Annotated in this window: 19 protein-coding genes; 8 read left to right on the forward strand and 11 right to left on the reverse strand. The window is 72.2% G+C overall.

Annotation, left to right across the window (positions count from 1 at the left end):
- Positions 1-8 precede the first annotated feature (8 nt).
- Entirely contained in the window at positions 9-947 is a 939-nt protein-coding gene (locus K8556_RS17395; RefSeq protein ID WP_223741196.1) for an RluA family pseudouridine synthase, read from the reverse strand.
- Positions 948-1,080: 133 nt separating this feature from the next.
- On the opposite strand from K8556_RS17395, the gene K8556_RS17400 reads away from it, so the two are divergent.
- On the forward strand, positions 1,081-2,607 hold the full coding sequence (locus K8556_RS17400; RefSeq protein WP_223741197.1) for a peptidase M3: 1,527 nt from the start codon (positions 1,081-1,083) through the stop codon (positions 2,605-2,607).
- Between the two features lie 13 nt (positions 2,608-2,620).
- On the opposite strand, the gene K8556_RS17405 is transcribed toward K8556_RS17400, so the two are convergent.
- The 3 genes from K8556_RS17405 to K8556_RS17415 form a co-directional block, all read right to left on the reverse strand.
- Positions 2,621-2,962 (reverse strand): hypothetical protein, encoded by a 342-nt coding sequence (locus K8556_RS17405; RefSeq protein ID WP_014394173.1) that lies wholly within the window; start codon positions 2,960-2,962, stop codon positions 2,621-2,623.
- Positions 2,963-3,116: 154 nt separating this feature from the next.
- Positions 3,117-3,662, reverse strand: coding sequence for a hypothetical protein (locus K8556_RS17410; RefSeq protein WP_223741198.1), 546 nt, complete (start codon positions 3,660-3,662; stop codon positions 3,117-3,119).
- A gap of 152 nt (positions 3,663-3,814) precedes the next feature.
- Positions 3,815-4,852, reverse strand: a complete 1,038-nt coding sequence (locus K8556_RS17415) for a hypothetical protein (RefSeq protein WP_223741199.1) — start codon at positions 4,850-4,852, stop codon at positions 3,815-3,817.
- A 106-nt stretch (positions 4,853-4,958) separates the two neighbouring features.
- Here K8556_RS17415 and K8556_RS17420 point away from each other — a divergent pair, with 106 nt between their 5' ends.
- Positions 4,959-5,840, forward strand: coding sequence for a DUF2058 family protein (locus tag K8556_RS17420; RefSeq protein ID WP_223741200.1), 882 nt, complete (start codon positions 4,959-4,961; stop codon positions 5,838-5,840).
- 81 nt (positions 5,841-5,921) lie between these two features.
- On the opposite strand, the gene K8556_RS17425 is transcribed toward K8556_RS17420, so the two are convergent.
- A complete protein-coding gene (locus tag K8556_RS17425; protein WP_223741201.1) occupies positions 5,922-7,103 on the reverse strand; it encodes an acyl-CoA dehydrogenase family protein in 1,182 nt (393 codons plus the stop codon).
- A 196-nt stretch (positions 7,104-7,299) separates the two neighbouring features.
- Here K8556_RS17425 and K8556_RS17430 point away from each other — a divergent pair, with 196 nt between their 5' ends.
- The gene (locus K8556_RS17430; protein WP_223741202.1) at positions 7,300-8,064 is read left to right on the forward strand and encodes an SDR family NAD(P)-dependent oxidoreductase; all 765 of its coding nucleotides are present in this window, start codon (positions 7,300-7,302) and stop codon (positions 8,062-8,064) included.
- Positions 8,065-8,078: 14 nt separating this feature from the next.
- Here K8556_RS17430 and K8556_RS17435 read toward each other — a convergent pair whose 3' ends face one another.
- Both K8556_RS17435 and K8556_RS17440 read right to left on the reverse strand, forming a co-directional pair.
- Positions 8,079-9,902: a methyl-accepting chemotaxis protein gene (locus tag K8556_RS17435; protein ID WP_223741203.1), complete on the reverse strand. Its 1,824-nt coding sequence runs from the start codon at positions 9,900-9,902 to the stop codon at positions 8,079-8,081.
- Between the two features lie 201 nt (positions 9,903-10,103).
- Positions 10,104-10,844, reverse strand: coding sequence for a PP2C family serine/threonine-protein phosphatase (locus K8556_RS17440; protein WP_223741204.1), 741 nt, complete (start codon positions 10,842-10,844; stop codon positions 10,104-10,106).
- Positions 10,845-11,251: 407 nt separating this feature from the next.
- Between K8556_RS17440 and K8556_RS17445 the strand changes: the two genes are divergently transcribed.
- The gene (locus K8556_RS17445) at positions 11,252-12,229 is read left to right on the forward strand and encodes a hypothetical protein (RefSeq protein ID WP_223741205.1); all 978 of its coding nucleotides are present in this window, start codon (positions 11,252-11,254) and stop codon (positions 12,227-12,229) included.
- A 25-nt stretch (positions 12,230-12,254) separates the two neighbouring features.
- Here the strand turns inward: K8556_RS17445 and K8556_RS17450 are convergent, their stop codons facing one another.
- From K8556_RS17450 to K8556_RS17460, 3 genes are all read right to left on the reverse strand, one after another.
- Complete coding sequence (locus K8556_RS17450; protein ID WP_223741206.1) at positions 12,255-13,547, reverse strand: hypothetical protein; 1,293 nt, start codon at positions 13,545-13,547, stop codon at positions 12,255-12,257.
- Between the two features lie 39 nt (positions 13,548-13,586).
- A complete protein-coding gene (locus K8556_RS17455; RefSeq protein ID WP_223741207.1) occupies positions 13,587-14,471 on the reverse strand; it encodes a hypothetical protein in 885 nt (294 codons plus the stop codon).
- A 161-nt stretch (positions 14,472-14,632) separates the two neighbouring features.
- Positions 14,633-15,766, reverse strand: coding sequence for an aminotransferase class I/II-fold pyridoxal phosphate-dependent enzyme (locus K8556_RS17460; RefSeq protein WP_223741208.1), 1,134 nt, complete (start codon positions 15,764-15,766; stop codon positions 14,633-14,635).
- A 161-nt stretch (positions 15,767-15,927) separates the two neighbouring features.
- On the opposite strand from K8556_RS17460, the gene K8556_RS17465 reads away from it, so the two are divergent.
- Positions 15,928-16,437, forward strand: coding sequence for a peroxiredoxin (locus tag K8556_RS17465; protein ID WP_223741209.1), 510 nt, complete (start codon positions 15,928-15,930; stop codon positions 16,435-16,437).
- Positions 16,438-16,479: 42 nt separating this feature from the next.
- Complete coding sequence (locus tag K8556_RS17470; RefSeq protein WP_223741210.1) at positions 16,480-17,520, forward strand: SDR family oxidoreductase; 1,041 nt, start codon at positions 16,480-16,482, stop codon at positions 17,518-17,520.
- 14 nt (positions 17,521-17,534) lie between these two features.
- Here K8556_RS17470 and K8556_RS17475 read toward each other — a convergent pair whose 3' ends face one another.
- Positions 17,535-18,644 carry an MJ1255/VC2487 family glycosyltransferase gene (locus K8556_RS17475; protein ID WP_223741211.1) on the reverse strand — a complete coding sequence of 370 codons (1,110 nt, stop codon included), beginning with the start codon at positions 18,642-18,644 and terminating at the stop codon, positions 17,535-17,537.
- Positions 18,645-18,717: 73 nt separating this feature from the next.
- On the opposite strand from K8556_RS17475, the gene K8556_RS17480 reads away from it, so the two are divergent.
- Together K8556_RS17480 and K8556_RS17485 are read left to right on the forward strand one after the other, a co-directional pair.
- A complete protein-coding gene (locus K8556_RS17480; protein WP_223741212.1) occupies positions 18,718-19,014 on the forward strand; it encodes a hypothetical protein in 297 nt (98 codons plus the stop codon).
- Between the two features lie 128 nt (positions 19,015-19,142).
- Complete coding sequence (locus K8556_RS17485; RefSeq protein ID WP_223741213.1) at positions 19,143-20,042, forward strand: LysR family transcriptional regulator; 900 nt, start codon at positions 19,143-19,145, stop codon at positions 20,040-20,042.
- Positions 20,043-20,053 lie beyond the last annotated feature (11 nt).

Here is a 20,053-nt window from a genome sequence, read left to right on the forward strand (position 1 = left end):
CCAGATTCTCAGGACGCGTCCATGGCCACGATGGGCCCCTCCGGAACGCGCACGCCCGCCGACTCGAAGAACGCCCGCAGGTCCTCCGGCACCGGCGCCTCCAGCCGCAGCGGCCGGCCCGTGCGCGGATGCCCCAGCTCCAGCGCGTGCGCGTGCAGCAGGCACCGCGGCGCCATCAGCCCGCCCGCGCTCGCCGCGCCGCCATAGCGCGAGTCCCCCAGGATGGGCCTCCCCAGCGCCGTCAGGTGCGCCCGGAGCTGGTGCGTGCGGCCCGTCCGGGGCAGCAGCTCCACCAGGCTGAACGCCTCACCCGCGAACAGCGTCCGGTAGTCCGTCCACGCGGGCACGCCATTGGCCGCGCGGGTCGCCCGCCAGCGCCCCGGCCGCGACGGGTCCTTCGACAGGGGCAGGTCCACCGTGCCGCCCGCCGGCAGCCCCGGCCCCGTCGCCGCGAGGTAGCGCTTGCGCGCGGTGCCCTCCCGGAACGCCTCGGCCAGCGCGGAGGTGGCGGCGGGCGTCTTGCCGAACACCGTCACCCCGGACGTCTCCCGGTCCAGCCGGTGCACCAGCCCCGCCTGCCGGCCCAGGTGTTCTCCCACCAGATCCACCAGGCTTCCGCCCACGCGGCCCTCCGTGGGCTGCGCGTTCAGGCCCGGGGGCTTGTCCACCGCGATGACGTCCGCGTCCTCGAACAGCACGCGCAAGGAGCCCGCGGGCCTCACGGCCTCCAGCGGGCTCTGCCCCGCCTCCTCCAGCACCACCGTCACCACCTGCGCGGCCTGGAGCTTCACGGCCCCGTCCCGCGCGCGCCGCCCCGCCACGTACACGGCGCCCACGTCCACCAGCCGCCGCACGTCCGCCACCGGCAGCCCCAGCTCCTCCGCCACCGCCTCCGCCAGGGCGCGCCCCACGTGCGCCCCCTCCGCCCGGAACGTCCGGCGCTTCATCGCGCGCCCTTCCCGTCCAGGCGGGACTCCAGGGGGGCATGCGGACAGGCGGCGGGGGCGGAGGACATGGCGCGACACTCTATGCGCGTGCTCCCTGCCCTGACGCGGGCTTCCTGTTACCTTCCGCGCCGCCATGGACCGCCCCCTGCTCTCCGTCCGGTCGCGGCTGGATGACTTCCTCGCCGAGCTGGCCACCCTCCAGTACCGCTACGGCGCCGGACGCTCCCCGGACCTCCCCGTCGCGCGCCTCTACGCCTCCTTCCCGGAGCTGTCCTCGCCAGAGACCTTCGCCGCCGCCAACGAGGCGCTCGCCCGCGCGAAGGGCAAGGGCGACCCCGACCCCGTCGCCATCCGCCGCATCACGCTGGTGCGCGAGCTCATCGCCACCCAGGTGGAGGAGTCGCTCGCCCTGCCCGCGGCGGACGCCGTCGTCGCGCTGGAGGCCCGCTCCCACATCCCCGCGGACGACACGACGCTGTCCCTGGCCCAGGCCCTGTCGCAGCTCCCGCGCGAGTCCAACCGCTCCCGCCGCTCCCTGCTGGAGCGCGGCGTCGGCAACTTCCTCTGGGACCACCGCGGCCCCTACGGAGACCGGCGCGACGCCGCCCTCCAGGCCGCGGAGGTGCTGGGCTTCCCGGACTACCCCTCGCTGCGCCAGGACGTCACCGGCATCGACGCGGGCAAGCTGGCGGAAGGAGCCGAGGAGACCCTCAAGCGCACCGAGGACGCCTACCGCGACGTGCTGGCCTACGTGCTGCGCAAGCTGGAGCCCACCCTGCGCCCGCTGCCCGGCGGCGAGGCGCGGCGCCACGACGTGCAGCACGCCCTGCGCGCCCCGTGGATGGACGCGCACTTCCGCCGCGAGGACACCGTCCCCGCCGTGATGCGCTGGCTGTCCGACTGGGGCCTGCACCCGGAGGCCGGCGGCCGCATCCGCCTGGACGACGAGGCCCGCCCCGGCAAGGCGTCACGCCCCTTCGTCGCCGCCGTGCGCGTGCCCCACGAGGTCCACCTGGTCCTCCAGCCCCGGAGCGGCATGGACGCGCTGGGCGACCTGCTCCACGAGCTGGGCCACGCGTGGCACCTGGCCCACGTGGACGCGGACGCCCCCATGGAGCTGCGCCGCCTGGGCGACGCCTCCGTCACGGAGGCCTTCGCCGCCACCTTCGAGCGGCTGCTCCTGTCCCCGCCCTGGCTCAAGCGCTACCTGGGCCTGCCGTCCGGCACGACGAAGGACGTCGTGCGCCTGGCCGCCTTCCAGGCCCTGGCCGTGCTGCGGCGCCACTGCGCGAAGCTGTCCTACGAGCTGTCCCTCACCACGAAGGGCGCCTCCGCGGACCGCGCGGACGAGTACGCCGACGGCCAGCGCCGCGCCCTCTTCGCGCAGCCGCACCCGGGCTTCTTCCTGCATGACGTGGATTCGCAGCTCTACGTCACCCGCTACCTGCGGGCCTGGGCCCTGGAGACCCGGCTCACCGCTTCTCTCCTGGAGCGGTTCAACGAGGACTTCTGGCGCAACCCCGCCGCCTTCACCTGGCTCAAGGGGCTCTTCGCGCGGGGCGGCGCCGCCGACGCGGAGGGACTGGCCACGGAGGTCTCGGGCACGCCGCTGGCGCTGCCCGAGGCGGGAGCGCGCCTCGTGGCCATCCTCAACCAGTAGGGAGTCCGGCCCCCTACTTCTTCTTGGCGCGCAGCGCGCGGACGATCTTGTCCTTCGCCGCGTTGGCCGGGGCGACCTCGCGGGCCGGCGCCTTGGAGGCGTTGGCCGCGGTGCGCGTCTGGCCGGTGCGCGCGCGCATGGCCTTCATCAACTGCATCTCGATGACGAGCAGTTCGTCCGCCAGCTCCGCGTTCGCACCGGCGGCGCGGGGCAGCGGCGCGCTCTTGCTGGGAGCGCCCGCGCCATGGCGCATGCGCAGGGCCTTCTCCTCCGTGGCCGTCAGCGTGGTGGACTTCTCCAGCGCCGCCTTGACCTCTTTCGCGGTCAACGTGCTACTTCCGACCTTGCGCTCCATCTCCGCTCCCTTCGTTGTGCACGCCTGAACACCCGAGCATGTCAGATGCGTCTGGGCCGCAACCGACGAGGATTGTAGAGGACGCAAGAGGGCCGTCAAAATTTCTTCCAACAGGGCGCTGCCAGTCTGTAGCGACCCGCCCCACCCGCTACAGCTACAGGTGCATCCCCAGCCCCAGGTACGTGGAGCGCAGGGCCTGCCGCTCCCCGGAGAAGGGGGAGCCCCTGGCGGAGAAGTTCTGGTAGCGCGCCTCGGCGGAGAGGAAGAGGTGCTCCCCCAGCTCCACCCCCACGCCGCCGCACAGCTCGAGGCCCACCTGGAGCACGCGGCTGCCCAGCGCGTCCGGGGCCACCGGCTGGGGGCGTGAGTGGGGCACCAGCATGCTGGCCCCCACGCCCAGGAAGGGCCGCACCCGGGTGTCTCCCAGGGGCACCACGCGCACGGAGATGGGCGTCACCTCCGTCAGGTGCCGGCTGGACGCCAGGTGGCCGCCCACCTCCAGCACCGCCCCCGGCTTGCGGTACGCCCAGCCCAGGCCCGCGCTGTAGCCCATGGTGGACTCCGCCTCCGCGTCGCCCTGGAGCACGTAGGCCCCCAGCGGGGCGACGGTGATGCCCAGGTTGCGGGCGGGTTCGGCGTGGGCCGGGGTCGCCAGGAGTGCGAGCCCGGCACACGCCAGGGGGAGGGCGGTGCGGAACATGGCCTCCCGTGAGAGCAAGGCCAGGGCCAGGGGGGTTCCCCAGCCGCGTCAGGCACTTACAGGAAGGGGCGCGCGGAGGTGGAGGCCCGTGCAGGACACGGCCGTCACAGCCTCCGGGGGCCTGGAGGTCCGGCGAGGCGCGGCGGGGTGCGTCAGTTGCCCTCGCCCTCGTCTTCCGGGTCGGGGGCGCCGGGCGTGGCGCCCGGGGTGGCGGTCGAGTCGCCGGCCTTGTTGCGCGGGATGCCGAAGTGGTCCAGCGCGTCCGCGATGCCCTGGGGCTTGTCCGCGTCCGGCAGGAAGTCCTGCGGCGGCTGCAACTGGGGGTCCTTGCCAATCTCCGTCAGGGCGGACTCCAGCGTCATGCGCAGCTCCGCGGCCTCCGGGGTCTTCTCCTGGGGCACGCCGATGCGCCCGTCCAGCCGGGCCTTGAGGACGACGGACGTGGCCGCGTCCACCAGCACCTCGCCCTCCAGCGAGCGCGGCAGCCGGTGCGCGAAGAAGTTGGCGCGGCGCTTCGTCGTCTCGTCCGCGTTCTTGGGCGTGAAGGCCGCGGGCAGCTTCTGCGGGGTGCCGCCCTCCTGGGGGGCGCCCAGGGACACGTTGTACTTCCACGCGGTGCGCCCCTCGTGGGTGACGGTGCCCGCGGGGGTGAGCTTGATGCGGCCCTGGAAGAGGCTGTCGAAGTCGCGGATGGCGCCCGTCAGCTCCGTGCGGGTGCGCTCGGCCATGCCCCGGTCGCGCAGGCGCTGGCGGTACGGGCCGTAGCGGTTGCGGGCGAAGACCTGCCCCTTCACGCGCATCACCTCCAGGCCCTGGTCCCGGGAGTTCTCCAGGATGCCGTGGAAGTCGCCGTTGACGCCCCCGGGGCCCGCGCGGAAGGAGCGCGTCTCCGTGAGCTTCACGGGGGTGTTCCCGTTGGGGCCGGCCCACTCGTAGCCGAGGGTGGACTGGAAGGAGTGCGGGCCCAGCCGCTCGGTCACCTCCGCGGCGTCCATGCCCAGGATGCGGCGGGACACCTGGGGGTTGTCCGCGACGTCCTCCGGCGGCAGCTTCTCCTTCGCCGAGGCCACCACCTTCGGCGGGTCCTCCGGAGAGAAGATGCGGGCCTTGGCCGCCTTGTCGACGGGGTCGGAGCAGCCGGTGGCTGCCAGGACCAGGGCGAGGGCGGCGGACTTCGTCAGACTTCTCACGGAACCTCCACGACCAGGACGGCGGGGGCGGCAAGTTACGTGGGGGGGACAGGAGCGGCAAGCGGTGGCTTGCGTGCGGCCGTGCAAGGGATAGAACGCCCAACCCATGCAGAACCTGCGAGACAAGTTGTTGAAAGCGGGCCTCGTCTCCGAGGAGCAGGCCAAGAAGTCCGACTCCACGCCCTCGGCGCCACGGCGCCAGGAGGACAGCCGGGGGAGCGCTCCACGCGCCCCGGCCCCTCGCGGTCGTGATGAGAATCGGACAGCCGGAGGCCCGCCGCGCCGCGAGGACCGCGGAGGTCCGCCGCGCCGCGAGGGCGGTGGCGGTCCGCCGCGCGGCGCCGGAGGTCCTCCGCGCCAGGGTGCGGGCGGTCCGCCGCGCCAGGGCGGAGGCTTCCGGAGCGGCCCCCAGGGCGGGTTCGGCGCCAGCGCGCGTCCGGGCGCGTCCGCGGAGAAGCCCATCCCCAAGCTGCCGCCCATGCCGGGCTCCAAGGCCTACCAGCGCGCCGAGTCCAAGAAGCAGGTGGAGCTGGACCGCGCCCTGCGCGAGCTGGTGCTCGGCGCCCAGGTGCCCCAGGAGCCGGGCGAGACGGCGTTCTACTTCATGACGCGCAAGGGAAAGCTGCGCCGCATGGAGCTGAGCCCCGCGCAGGCCAAGCAGTTGGAGGACGGCGAGCTGGGCGTGGTGGAGCGTCCGGAGCCCGCGCAGATTGAACACTCGCTGGTGCCCGCCGCCGCGGCCGAGCAGATGTACGCGCTGTCCGCCAAGGCCGTGCGCTTCCTCAACCGCAAGGAGAACCCCGTCGGCTTCATGAACGACGAGGAGCTCAAGGCGCAGCAGGCCGCCGAGGCCTCCGGCACCGCGCCGGAGGTCGCCGACGAGCCCGAGGCCGCCGCGGAGGGTTCCGAGGAGGGCGACGCGTCCGCCGAGGCCCCCGCCGCAGAGCCTTCGTCCGAGCCGAGCGGCGAAGGCGGCACCCAGTCCTGACGTTCCTTCCCGTGCCCTCCCCTCCTCCCCTTCCGGGGGCGAGGGGAGGCGCGGCTTCCACCGGCCGTTGCGCGCTCGCCCTCAGCCGAACGCGTCGATGCCGGTGATGGCCTTGCCCAGCACCAGCGTGTGCACCTCGTGGGTGCCCTCGTAGGTGAAGACGCTCTCCAGATTCAGCATGTGGCGCACGGGCGGGTAGTCGTCCGTGATGCCGTTGGCGCCGTAGATGCTCCGGGCCACGCGGGCGATGTCGAGCGCGCTCTTCACGTTGTTGCGCTTGGCCAGGCTCACCATCACGGGGTTGCTCCGGCCCTCGTCCTTGAGGCGCGCGAGCCGCAGGCCCAGGAGCTGCGCCTTGACGATCTCCTGGAGCATGTCCGCCAGCTTCTCCTGCGTGAGCTGGTAGCCGGCGATGGACTTGCCGTCGAACTGCGTGCGGGCCAGCGCGTACTCGCGCGCGCCCTCGAAGCACGCGATGGCCGCGCCCGTCACCGCGAACGCGATGCCCGCGCGGGCGTTGTTCAGGCACGACAGCGGACCGCGCAGGCCCACGACGCCGGGCAGCACGTTGCGGTCCGGCACGCGCACGTCCTGGAAGGACAGCTCGCTGGTGCGTGACGCGCGCAGGGAGAACTTGCCGGGGATCTCCCGCGCGCTGAAGCCGGGCATCCCCTTCTCCACCAGGAAGCCGCGCACGGACTCCGGGCCCCCGTCATCCGTCTTCGCCCACACCACCGCGACGTCCGCGATGTCGCCGTTGGTAATCCACGCCTTGGTGCCGTTGAGCACCCAGGTGTCGCCGTCCTTCCGGGCGCGGGCGCGCATGCCGCCGGGGTTGGAGCCGAAGTCGGGCTCGGTGAGGCCGAAGCAGCCGATGAGCTGCCCCTTCGCCATGCCCGGCAGGAAGCGCGCCTTCTGCTCCTCGCTGCCGTAGGCGTGGATGGGGAACATGCACAGCGAGCCCTGCACGGACGCGAAGCTGCGCAGGCCGGAGTCGCCGCGCTCCAGCTCCTGCAACACCAGGCCGTAGCTGACGGAGCTCATCCCCGCGCAGCCGTAGCCCTGGAGGTTCGCGCCCAGCACGCCCAGCTCCGCCAGGCCCGGGATGAGGTGCGCGGGGAAGGTGCCGTCGCGGAAGTGCTTGCCGATGATGGGCAGCACCTCCGCGTCCACGAAGCGGGCCACCGCGTCGCGAGCGGCCTTCTCCTCGGCGGACAGCAGGTCGTCGATGCGGAACAGGTCGGTGATGTCGGCGCGGGGCATGGCGGCGACTTTGACGTCGCCCCGCGGGAGCCGTCAAACGCCGGGGACCGGGCGTGGACGCGAACCTCCGGCGGGAAGCGGCCAGCAGGCCTTGCCCCGGCGACCGCGGCGCAAGCGTCTCCGGCAGCGCGGATGATGCATTTCGCCCTGCACCGTGCGCCCGGCTCCGCGCGCGTTGGCCCTATGCTGTCCGGCCATGGCAAACGAGACGACGAAGTCCGTGGTGGTGACGGGCGCCAGCCGGGGCATTGGCCGCGCGGTGTCCCTGGCGTTCGCGCGCGAGGGCTATGACGTCTGGGCGCTGGCGCGCTCGGCGGAGTCGCTGGAGGCGCTGCGCAAGGAAGGCGGCGAGCGCATCCGCGCGCTCACGGTGGACGTGGCGGACGAGCCCGCGCTGCTCGCGGCGTGCAAGACCGTGCTGGCGGCGGGGACGCCCCGGGTGCTGGTGAACAACGCGGGCATCACCGTGTCCGCGCCGCTGACGAAGACGTCCACGGCGGACCTGGCGAAGGTGATGGCCGTGAACGTGACGGCGCCCTTCCTGCTGTGCCGCGAGCTGATGCCCGCCATGGCGTCCGCGGGCGGCGGCCGGGTCATCAACATCGGCTCCATCACCGCGACGCGCGGGGCGAAGTACACGTCCGCCTACTGCGCGTCCAAGCACGCGCTGCTGGGCCTGACGCGCGCGCTGTCCGTGGAGTACGCGCGCAAGAACGTCACCGTGAACATCGTGAACCCGGGCTGGGTGGAGACGGACATGTTCGCGGGCGCGACGGCCGCCATCACGAAGACGACGGGCCGCAGCGAGGAGCAGGCCCGCGAGGCCCTGGCCGCGATGAGCGCCATGGGCCGCATCATCCAGCCGGAGGAGGTGGCCGCGATGTGCCTCTTCCTCGCGTCGGAGGCGGCGGCGCCCATCACCGGCGCGGCCTACGCCATCGACGGCGGCGAGGCGGCGTAGCGCTCCTCACCGCGTCACAGGCGGTACTGGCCCACGATGTTGCTGACCTCGTGGGACGCGGTGGTGAGGCGCGCGGCGGCCACGGCGCTGGTGGCCACGCGCTCCACCGTCTCGTCCGCCAGCCGCGTCAGGTCGCTCAGCGCGGCGAACAGCTCCGCGATGCCCGCGTCCTGCTGGCTCACCATGTCCGCGATGCTCTTCACGGACACGCTGTTGTTCTGGATGACCTCGGCCAGCGCGCGCAGGCTCTCTCCCGCCGCGCGCGCCTGCTCCAGGCCGCCCTCCACCTCGCGCGTGCCGCCCTCGCTCGTCTGCACCGCCTCGGAGATGGCGCGGCCGATGTCCGCCAGGATGGACTGCACGCGCGCCGTGGCCGTCGCGGACTGGTCCGCCAGCGACCGCATCTGCCGGGCCACCACCGCGAACGCCCGCCCCGCCTCGCCGCTGCGCGCCGCCTCGATGGCCGCGTTCAGCGCCAGCACGTTGGACTGGTCCGCCAGGTCCTTCACCGTGCCGGTGATGTCGCCCACCTGCCGCGTGCTCTGCCGCAGCTCCGACACCGTGTTGGAGATGCGCTCCACCTGCGAACGGATGTGCGTGAGCCCGCCCACGCTGCCCGCCACCGCGGACTCGCCCGCCTGCCCCACCGCGCCCGCCTTCTCCGCCTCGCGCAGCACGCCCGTGGCCCGCTGCGCCGCCGCCCGCGAGCTCTCCTGGAGCTGCCGCGCGGCGATCTGCGTCTGGTGCAGCGCCGCCGCCTGCCGCGTCACCGCCAGGTTCTGGTCCGACGCGGAGTTCGCCAGCTCCAGCGCCGTCGCCTCCAGCTCCTGCGCGGAGTTCTTCAGCGCCATCAGCACCGCGCGCAGCCGCGCCATCATGTCCCCGAAGGACGACGCCAGTTGGCCAATCTCATCCTGGGAGTGGATGTCCAACGTGCCGCTGAAGTCCCCTTCCGCCACCACCCGCGCCGCCGCCGCCGTCAGCGCGCCCAGGGGCGCCATCATCCGCCGCACCAGCAGGAACACGCCCCCGCCCGCCACCAGCGCCACGAGCAGCCCCAGCCCCAGCACCGCCATCAGCGTGGAGCGCATCCGCGCCCACTCCGCCTGCGCGCCGCGCGCCAGCACCAGCTCCAGGCCCTCGCCCACGTCCACCCGCGACACGTGCAGCGACACGCCGCCCACGTCCACCTCGGCGCCGTTCGCCCCGCCCGCGCCCGCCGCGGCCAGCAGCGCCTTCGCCTGGACCGCGTGCACCGACCTGGCCACCAGCCGGGGCCCCGCGTGCAGCAGCGCCTCCAGGTCCTCGCTCCCGTCCTCCAGCCGCCGCAGGTCCTCCGCGCCCAGCTCCGCGCCCACCACCAGGAAGCCCACCGGCACGCCGTTGGACCGCAGCGGCTGCGACACCGCGAACAGGGGCACGCCCGTGGCCGGCAGCAGCACCTGCCCCTGCTGGCGCACCACCTTGTCGATGCCCGGCAGCGTCCGCTCACCGGACGAGGCGAGCACCGTCCCGTCCACGCCCACCAGCGCCATCAGGTCCACGCCCAGCACCATGCGGTGCTCGGTCATCAGGGCGTTCGCCTCCGAGGGGTCCTCCGCGAAGGCCGCCGTGAACACGGGGTTGGCCGCCGCCACGCGCCCCAGCTCCGCCAGCACCCGCAGCTCCTGGTCCTTCAACGCCTGCCAGCGGGTCGCGTCCCGCGCCAGGGCGGAGGCCATCTCCGACTCCACGCGCGAGCGCAGCGAGAGCCCCAGCAGCGTCACGGTCAGCAGCGTGAGGGTGATGACAACGGCGGTGAGGGCCGCGGTCAGGCGCGCGGCAAGGCTGAGCGTCATACGCAACGGGTGCTCGGAGGGGGGAGGGAGACGCGAGGGGGAGCCCCCAGATTAACCTGGAAGATGCGAAGGAATGAAGTCCCTGTGCAGGGTGACTCCCCCTCCGTCCAGGCGGACCCATCGCGTCGGGTCGGCGGTCGGGACCGACCTGTGGGGTCCAGGGCCCACGCACTCCCAGCATGTGACGCGGCGGGTAGACGCTCAGGCCGCCACGCGCAGCACGACGGCGGTGATGTTGTCGCGGCCACCGGCCTCGTAGGCGGCGGTGACGAGCGCGTCGCACGCGGCCTGGGCGGAGGGCGCGCGCAGTTGCTCCTTCATCAGCTCCGGGCCCAGGGGCTCATACAGCCCGTCCGAGCACAGGAGGAAGACATCCCCGGGCTGCGCCTCCAGCCGGCGCACGGTGGGCTCCGCGTTCTCCGTGCCCAGGGCGCGGGTGATGAGGTGGCGCAGGTTGGCCGGGTTGCCGGGCGGCTCGCGCCCCGCGGCGCGCAGCTCCTCGATGAGCGAGTGGTCGCGCGTGAGCGACTCCAGGTGGCCCTCGCGCAGGCGGTACAGGCGGCTGTCGCCCACGTGGGCCACCGCCGCGCTGCGCTCTCCCACCGCGAGCGCCACCACCGTGGAGGCCATCTCCTTGAGCTTGCCCACGCGGCGCACGCGCAACGTGCGCTGGGCGAGCGCGGTGCAGGCGGCCAGGTAGTTCTCCTCGCGGCTTCGCGCGGGGTCCACCGCGTCCGGCCAGGTGCCGTCGCGGTCGCGATCCAACCGGTCGCTGAACCCCGCGAAGGTGTCCACCACGCACTGGCTGGCGACCTCCCCGCCCTCCTGCCCCCCCAGCCCGTCCGCCACCACGAACAACCCGCGTTCGGGCAGCACGCAGTACGCATCTTCATTGTGCGGACGCCGGCCGATGTGGGTCTGCCCCGCGCACTCGAATCTCATCACCACCGCCTCCTGGCTGGGCTCCCGGACAGCAAACGGGAGGCCAACGGCCCGGTCGCTTCCTGGCCGGGGTTCCCCCATGGGGTTTTCGCCTCTGGAGGACGTCCGGGTGCGCGTTCCCTCCGCGCCCCCGCACGCCCCTGTCCGCGGACCGACGTTGCGGTCGCCTGCACCCCGTCCCGCCGCGACTTTTCAACGGGCGGGACACCCTGGAGGCCAGGGCGGACTTCGTGGGAGGACGCGGGATGGGCGTCCACGTGTGCGGCCAGGGTGGGACTCATGGGCGCCGGTAGGATACCGGGCCTCGGGGCCAATGGGGATGGCTCGCGTCCCCCTAGCAACTCCCGCCGCCCCCGGCGGACAATGCAGGAGCTGTCCGACCTGCGGGCCACCCCCCGAGGAGAACCATGACATCCATCCGCCGCGTGGGTTCTGGCATCTCGACGTCCCGGGCCTGGTCCATCTCCAACGAATTGGAGGTCACCGCCCCGGTGAAGCAGGAGCCCATGACGCCGGTGGAGCCGGTGCGGCGGGGCTTCTCCGACGAGAGCGACTTCAATGCGGACGCCGAGGGCGACCTGGCCGGCGCGCTGCTCGCGGACCTGGGGCTGACGTCGGACGGAGCCTCCTCGGAGGAAGCCCCGGAGACCCGCGCCGCGCTGCTGGAGAACCCCCACCTGCGCACCTTCGCGGGGGAGAGCACCTTCGAGGCCGCCGCCCCCGCGTACGCGCAGCGGCTGGGCCTGCCCCAGGCGTCCACGCCGCTCCTGCAGGCGCGCCACTTCCAGCAGGCGGAGCGCCGCGCGGAGGCCCCCGCGGCGGATCCGTCCCTGGACCCCTCGGACATCCTGTCGCCCGACGCGGCCGCGTGGGAGCTGCAGAACCTGGACACCATGCCGAGCACCGTCTCCGCGCAGGAGGCGGAGGACCTGCTCTTCCTGCTGGAGTCCGGTGACCTGTCCAGCCTGAGCGACGAGGAGCTGGCCGCGCTGGGCGACGACCTGGGCGTGGACGCGCCGGCGCCGGACGCGGCGGGCGACGCGGAGGGCCTGGAAGCGTCCGGCGCGATGGAGGACGCGGACGGGTTCCTGGCCACGCTGGAGGACGGCGGGCCGGAGGCGCTGCCGCCGGATGCGCCGCCGAGCGCCCCGTCGTCGAATGACTTCCTCGCGGACGCGGACGACTTCACGATGGAGGCCGTCCAGGCCGAGGCCGCCTACGCCGCGGCCTACGCGGAGGCCCTCTCGACGGGCACGGCGCTCCCGCCCGCGCGGCGCGAGGCGCCCGTCTCCGAAGTGGAGCCCGGCGTCGAGGACGTGCAGGACGCGGACCTCGTGGAGGTCGACGCGGCCCACACGCCCCCGCCGCCTCCGCTCGAATCCTGAGCCCCTCGCGGCCGGGCCCTGACGCTCAGGGCTCGGGCGTGTCCTTGAGCGCGGCGTCGAGCTGCTTCTGCGCCTCCATGACGTCCTTCTCCAGCTCGCGGGTGTAGAGGTCCCGCTCCGGGCTCCTCCACTCCGCGTCCGAGAACTGCTCGAGCGAGTACACGCGCGTGGTGTGCACGGGCCCTCGCAGCGTGACCATCAGCTCGCGGTCCGGGTCTCCCATCTCCTTGAGCAGGAAGCCCTCCACGTCGCGCAGGGTCAGCGGGAACGTGGGCTTGTCGTCCCGGACGACCTTGCCGAAGACGTTGAGCTTCACCTCCTGCGCCCCCTCCTGCAGCTCCTCGTTGAACGACACCACGGCGAACGGCACGCCGCCCTCGTCGTCCAGCCGGCCGGACACCACGTACCGCCCCGCCTTGCGGACCTGGACGGGCAGGTAGAGATCCAACGACCCGCCCTCCAGCACCTCGCGCACCCTGCCGGTGAACGTGGCCGGCGGCGCGGGCGTGTAGAGCACGTCGAAGAACGCCGAGTCCTCCAGCGACCCCGAGCGCACGCGGAGGACCACGCGCAGCGTGCCGGAGAACATCGCGAAGCCCTGCTTCGACGGCTGCAGGCGCCCGGTGAGCACCCCGTCACCCGCCACCGCGTCGCCGCCCTGGCCCGAGTCCACGAACGTCACCGGCACGCCCGGCACGCCGCCCGCGTCCGCCAGGTGGTCCGCCTCGTGCGCCAGCGCGGACACCACCTCGCACGGGCGCGGCGCCCGGCGCGAGTCCTCGCACGCCACGGAGAAGAGCACCGCTTCGTCACCGACGACGAACACCTTGTCCTGCTTGAGCCGGAGCTGCACGTCGGAGGTGCCGTCCTCCGCCGCCTTGGGGCTCAGCGGCCGGGTGCGCTCCGGCTCCGCCAGCTCCAGTTGATCCGGATGCTCGCGGCTCGGCCGCGACTCGGGCGGGTAGCGCGTGGCCGCCACATAGGATTCCAACGAGCGCTTCGCGCGCTCCAGCCGCTTCTGCCACAGCTCGCGGCGGGCCTCGCGTTCGCGGGCCTCCGGGCTGAGCAGTGACGGCGCGGCGGGCTCGGCCGCCGCCATGGCCGCGCTGGAGCGCCCCGCCGGTGCCCGCGCCTCCTCGCGGAGGTCGGGCACCGGGGCGGAGGTGGGCTCCGGTGCGCCCTCCGGCGCTTCGGCCCCTTCGCTTCCCTGCCACCAGAAGAACGCGCCTCCCACGAGCACCAGGGGCACGAGGGCAAGCAACCACCGGCCGTGGCGCAGCCGGGAGGCGGAGGGGACGGGGCCGTCTTCGCGTGTCATGAGCGGGCTTCGCCGGAGGGGGCGGGGGAAGCCGTCAGTCTAGTACGCGTACTGGACCATGTACTCGCGCACCTTGGAGACGATGCCGCCCCAGTTGCCGTTGGCGTAGTGGTTGAACGACTCGCCGTCGTCGCGGAAGTACACGGAGTGGAAGCTCCACTTCGCCCGGCCGTCGCTGCACGCGTTCTTGAGCAGGTTGAGCGTGCCGCCGCAGAACCAGTCACCCGGGTTGCAGTAGGACCCGCCGCTGCTGCCGGAGACGCCGCCCGTGGAGTGGTAGGACACCGCCTCGTCGTCCTGGCCCGGGAGGATGCCGGAGTACAGCGTCCCCTTGGAGCCGGCGAACATGAGGAACTCCACGTTGGCCGTGGCGTTGTGGTTGTACATGGCGCGCGCCGTGGTGGTGACCAGGTCGCTCACCAGGGGCTCGCTCATCGCCCAGTCGCCGTGGTCCGCCAGCTCGCTGCCGCCGCCCGCGCCGGACGCCACGGCCACCCACTTGATGTTCCAGCCCTTCTGCGTGGCGGTGCCCGCGTTGCCGCATTCACCGTTGGAGTTGGGCGTGGCGTTCTTCACCTGCCGCGTGCTGGCGCCGTACAGCGACAGCGCGTAGCCGATCTGCAGGTCACCGGCGCTGTGCACGGCGATGTAGCAGGAGTTGCTGCCCGTGCAGAAGCAGTCCAGCGCGTTGCGGATGCGGTAGTTCTCCGCGCCCACGCGCTGCGTGCCGTTCCAGTTGACGGCCTTCTTGTTCACCCCCGCCGCGGTGGTGGACGGCCCCCAGTAGCTGAAGTCGTTGTAGTTGCCCGGCTTCGTCGTGCCGCCGTTGCGGCCGTGGATCCACAGCGTGTAGTTCGTCGCGGCGGCTTCGGTACCCACCAACAGCGTCGCGGCGGTCACGGCCGCGCCAATCAGCATCTTCATCGGGGTGTGTCTCCTGGCCTCTCGGGGGGATGAGAGGGCTTTGCGCACGGCCGCAGGCCGGGCGAGGGGACAACCACTCTAGGGGTTGTTTCAGGGGAAGGCGATAACCCGAAAGTCCAGCCGTCAGTGGAAACCCTGACGCACCGCGCCGGCGGAGGACGTCACGCCAGCGCGTCGAGTCCGCCCTCCCGCACGAAGCGTTCCAGCCGCTCCAGTGCTTCCAGCAGGTTGGCGCGCCCCAACCCCAACCGGAAGTGATTGCCCGGAAAGCCATACACGTGGCCGGGCAACAGCAACACACCCTCGCGGGTAACCAGTGACTCAGTGAAACGCGCGACCGGAATGTTTTGTCGCAGACGGGGGAAGGCCACGCTGCCGGCGCGCGGGCGCACCCAGTGGAAGGTGTCCGCGTGGCGGGCGAAGAAGTCATCCAGCCGCGCGAGGTTCGCGGTGAGCAGGCCGCGGCTGCGCTCCAGCACCCGGTCGCGGGCGCGCAGCGCGATGAGGGACAGCAGCTCGCTGGGGGCGCTGTTGCAGAGCGAGGTGTAGTCCTTGAAGGCGCGGCAGCGCGCGAGCAGCGCCTGGTCCCGCGTGGCCAGCCAGCCCACGCGCAGGCCCGCGAGTCCGAACGCCTTGGACATCACGCCCAGGCTCACGCCCTTCGCGAAGCACGACGCGGCGGGGGGCAGGGTGTCGTTCGCGTCGTACTCCAGCAGGCGGTACACCTCGTCGGAGAAGAGGTGGATGCCGCGCGCCTCGCACAGCGCGCACAGCTTCTGGAACGTCGCGCGGTCCGGCAGCGAGCCCGTGGGGTTGTGCGGGAAGTTCACCACCACCATGCGCGTGTCCGGGCGCAGCGCCGCGGTGAGCGCGTCCAGGTCCAGCGCCCAGCCGGCCTCCTCGCGCAGGGGCAGCAGCGTCACGTCCGCGCCGGAGGCGCGCGCCACCTCGTACAGCGACTGGTAGCCCGGCCAGGTGACGACGGCGTGCGTGCCGGGCCCCATCAGGACGTTCATCGCGACGAAGAGGCCCTCCTGCGCGCCCGCGAAGGTGAGGACGTCCTCCGGCGTCAGGCCCGGGTACATCCCCGCGATGGCGTCCCGCAGCGCGGGCAGGCCGGGCGTCTCCGTGTAGCCGAGCGTCAGCCCGTCCCAGCGGGCGCGGTCCTCCGGCGACGCGAGCGCCAGCAGGTCCGCCATGCGCCAGCCCTCCACGTCGGAGGCGCACAGGAGGTAGGGCGCGGCGAACTCCCAGCGCGCGAAGTACCGCTCCAGGTCGAAGTCGGGGATGCGCATCACGGTCTCCATGCCCGCCTGCCCACCGGTGGGCGGAGCGGGCCAACAGCCCTTGCCGGACAGGCGAGCGGACGGGCGCGCAGCCGGGAGCAACCGGTGGCGCATGCATAGCTTGAGTCACGTCCCGTTGAAGCGCTTTCCACTTCCCATAGGGAGCCCGTATGGCCTCGACGAAAATCCCCCTCACGCTCCTGGACCCGGATGGCGGGTGGGTGAACGCCCCGGTCCACGTCTCGGAGCTCGATGGACTGCCCGTCCTGCTCCACTTCTGGACCATGGACTGCGAGGACTGCGCGAAGCAGTTCGAGGCCGTGAACCAGTGGGTGGTGGACTACGGGCCCAAGGGCCTGAAGGTCATTGGCGTGGACGTCACCCACGACGAGACGGAGCTGCGGGACACCAACAAGGTGGAGGGCTTCGCGCGCGAGCACGGCCTGCGCTACCCCATCGCCATGGACGACGGCTCCATGGCCCGCGCCTATGGCGTGGACAAGCACCCCGCCTTCCTCCTCTTCGGCACGGATGGGCGGCTGAAGAACCGCATCGGCGGCAAGGACGCCCTGCGCCGCGTGCGCGCGCTGCTCAAGGACCTGCCCGGTGAGGAGCCGCCCGCGCTCCACGGCGAGGTGTCCCGCGAGCAGGAGGACCAGGCCGCGGCCTCCAACCCCTGAGCGTCCTGTCCGCCCACCCTTCCCCTCCAGGAGAGTCGCACCATGGCTGACCGACGACACACCGAGCGAAAGGGCTTCTCCCTGGGCGCGCTGGCCGCCGGGGTGGGGGCCGTCGTGGGGCTGCAGCGCGCGCTGCGGCCCCGCTACAGCTTCAAGGGCAGGACGGTGCTCATCACCGGCGGCTCCCGGGGGCTGGGGCTGGTGATGGCGCGCATGCTGCTGAAGGAGGGCGCGCGCGTGGCCATCTGCGGACGTGACGTGGACTCGCTCCAGCGCGCCCACTCGGACCTGGAGCGGCTGGGCGGCGCGGTGCTCACCCTGCGCTGCGACGTGCGCGACCAGGTGCAGGTGGACACCATGGTGGGCGCCGTCCACGAGCACTGGGGCGCGGTGGACGTGCTCATCAACAACGCGGGCGTCATCATGGTGGGCCCGCTGGAGTCCATGACGCTGGAGGACTTCGAGCAGGCGGTGGACACCCACCTGTGGGGGCCGCTGTACACGACGCTCGCGGTGGTGCCGGACATGAAGGCGAGAGGCGAGGGCCGCATCGTCAACGTGTCCTCCATGGGCGGGAAGCTGAGCATCCCGCACCTGGTGCCGTACTCCACGAGCAAGTTCGCGCTGGTGGGCCTGTCGGACGGGCTGCGCACGGAGCTGGCCCAGGACGGCATCCGCGTGACGACGGCGTGCCCGTCCCTCATCCGCACCGGCAGCCCGCGCAACGCGGACTTCAAGGGGGACCACGAGAAGGAGTACGCGTGGTTCCACGTGAGCAACTCGATGATGGGCGTGTCCATGAGCGCCGAGCGCGTGGCGCGCAAAATCATCGAGGCGTGCCGCCGGGGTGACTCGGAGGCGCTGGTGGGCATGCCCGCGAAGCTGGGCGCGGTGGGCCGGGCCCTGGCGCCCAACCTCACCGCGCGCGTGCTGGACGCCGTCAACCGGCTGCTGCCCCAGGACAGCACCCCGGAGCGCCACAAGGGCCACCAGAGCGAGACACCCCTCACCCGCTCCTGGCTCACGGAGATGAGCCGCCGCGCGGCGGAGCGCAACAACGAGAACCAGGTGTCCCTGCACTGACGAGGAGGCGGCCGCTACGCCTTGCCGTCCATCTCCGCCAGCTCCATGCGCCAGTGGCCGCGGTGCTCGTAGGCCTGCGCCAACTGGTCGTTCAGCGCGGTGAGCATCTTCACGTTCCCGTCCTGCTCGTAGCCCTTGAGGGCCTCCGCGCAGGCGGGCACGCGGGAGAGGAACGTCCTCAGCGCGTCCAGGCTCAACTCCTTCACATACATCCCGTACCCCAGCTTCTCCAGATAGAGGGCATTGAGCACCTGCTCGAACTGACCTCCCACGGGGATGCTGAGCACGGGCTTGTGCAGGTAGACGGCCTCGCTCATCAGCGTGTAGCCGCCGCCCGCCACCACCGCGCGCGCGGTGCGCAAATCGTCGATGAAGCCCGCCTCGCTGAAGGGCCGGTAGGTGAGGTTGCCCTCCACCACGTCCTCCTTGAGGTCGCGGCGCAGGCCATACACGCGGCACGGCACGCCGGACTGCTTGAGGATTTCGGGCAGGTGCGTGTTCGTCGTCGCCGTCTGGTACACGAGCAGGTGCTCACCGGCCTCCGGCTTCGCCGCCAGGATTTCGGGGCGGAGGATGGACGGCGCCAGCGTGGTGCGGCGCTTGCGCACGGGCGGGTAGAAGAACGACGTGATGAGGTAGTGGAAGGCCCCGGGCAGCTTCGCCTTCACGATGGCGCGCGTGGCCTCGAAGCTCTCTTCATGGCCCGCGAGCAGCGCCGGGTCGTGCTGACAGCGGTTGATGACCTGCATGTTGTCCACGCTGATGACGGGCAGCCGGTGGTTCTTCGCGAACAGGTAGCTGAACGTCTCGAAGTCGCTCACCACCACGTCCGGCTTGAAGCCCTCCACCAGGTCGAAGTACTGGCGCACGTTCTGCGGCCAGCCCTTCACGGCGCCCTGCAGGTTCTGCAGCACCGTCTGCCACTTCTTCACCGAGTTGCCTTCGTAGGCGATGGTGAGCCCCCAGATGCCGTGCACGTTCTGGAAGCGCTGGGCCAGGTAGTGCTGCGCCCGCCCGGACACCACGATGTGGACCTCGTGTTCCTTCGTCAGCGCCTCCAGCAGCACGCGCGAGCGCGTGGCGTGGCCCATCCCTTCACCGACGACCCCATACAGGATTCGCATGGTCCGGAAGCATACGCCCGGGACACCCTCCCCTGTCCCCTCCGGCCCGGGACGGTGCTACGCCTCCCGGTCCATGACCTCCCTGCCCTCGCACCGGGGTGCCTCCGTCCTGCGCGCCGCGGCGCTCGGGGGCATCGCCGGCCTCATGCTGGGCGGCGTGGGGCTGCTCGGGCTGGGCGTGAGGGCCTTCTTCGTCCCCGCCGACTGCGCCCACCTGTCCCCGCAGGAGTGCCAGCTCCTCCACGAGACGGACCGCGACCTGGGCCGCGTGCAGACGCTCTCTGGCGGAGCGCTCGTCGCCCTGGGCGCCGCGCTCTTCGCCCTCACCCGCCCGCGTCCGCCCGAGGACGGCCATGACTCCAGCGGTTGAGAGCCCAAGGATTCCGCCGCGGCGCGCAAGCAGCCGGGCACTTTTCCCTGTAGGCCATTTTCGCATGCGGGGTAGGTCAACTAATTACTACTGGCCCGGCCATTAGGTTTGAGGGTAGGAGACGCCCCATGCAGCTCGAATCGTTGAAGATGTTCTGTGACGTGGTCGAGACGGGCTCGTTTTCGCGCGCGGCGCAGCTCAATCACGTGACCCAGTCGGCGGTGAGCCAGCAGATTCGCGCGCTGGAGAACCGCTACGAGCAGAAGCTGCTCTCCCGCAGCGCGCGGCAGGTGACGCCCACGCCGGCGGGCGAGCGCCTGTTCCGGGGCTGCAAGGAGATATTGGCGCGCTTCGCGGAGGTGGAGCAGGAGATCCGCGAGCAGGCCACGGAGGTCCAGGGCGCGACCACCGTGTCCACCATCTACTCGGTGGGTCTGCACGAGCTGAACGTGGTGCAGAAGCAGCTCTTGAAGACGCACCCCAAGGTCAACATGCGCCTGAACTACCGGCGCAATGATCAGGTCTACGACGACGTGATTCTGGGCGCGGCGGAGATTGGCATCGTGGCCTATCCGCAGCCGCGCGCGGGCGTGGACATCCTGCCCTTCCGCGACGACAAGCTGGCGGTGGTCTGCGCGACGAACCACGCGTTCGCCAGCAAGGCGAAGGTGAGCCTCACCGCGCTGTCGGGCGTGCCCTTCATCGCCTTCGACCGCGAGGCCCCCACGCGCAAGGCGCTGGACCGCCTGTTCCGCGAGAAGAACATCGACATCACGCCGGTGATGGAGATGGACAACGTGGAGACCATCAAGCGCGCGGTGGAGATGGGCCTGGGCGTGGCCATCCTCCCCATCGCCACGGCCCACGCGGAGATCAAGGGCGGCTCGCTGGTGGCGAAGCCCTTCGCGGAGGGGCCGGTGTCGCGCCCCATCGGCCTGCTCATCCGCAAGGGCAAGTACCTGGACCGCGCGTCCGCCGCGGTGCTGGAGGCCTTCAAGCAGGCCGCCCAGATTCCGCAGGACGACTGAAGCCCCGGCGG

It is taken from the genome of Corallococcus sp. AS-1-12, assembly GCF_020036995.1.
Taxonomy (GTDB): Bacteria; Myxococcota; Myxococcia; order Myxococcales; family Myxococcaceae; genus Corallococcus.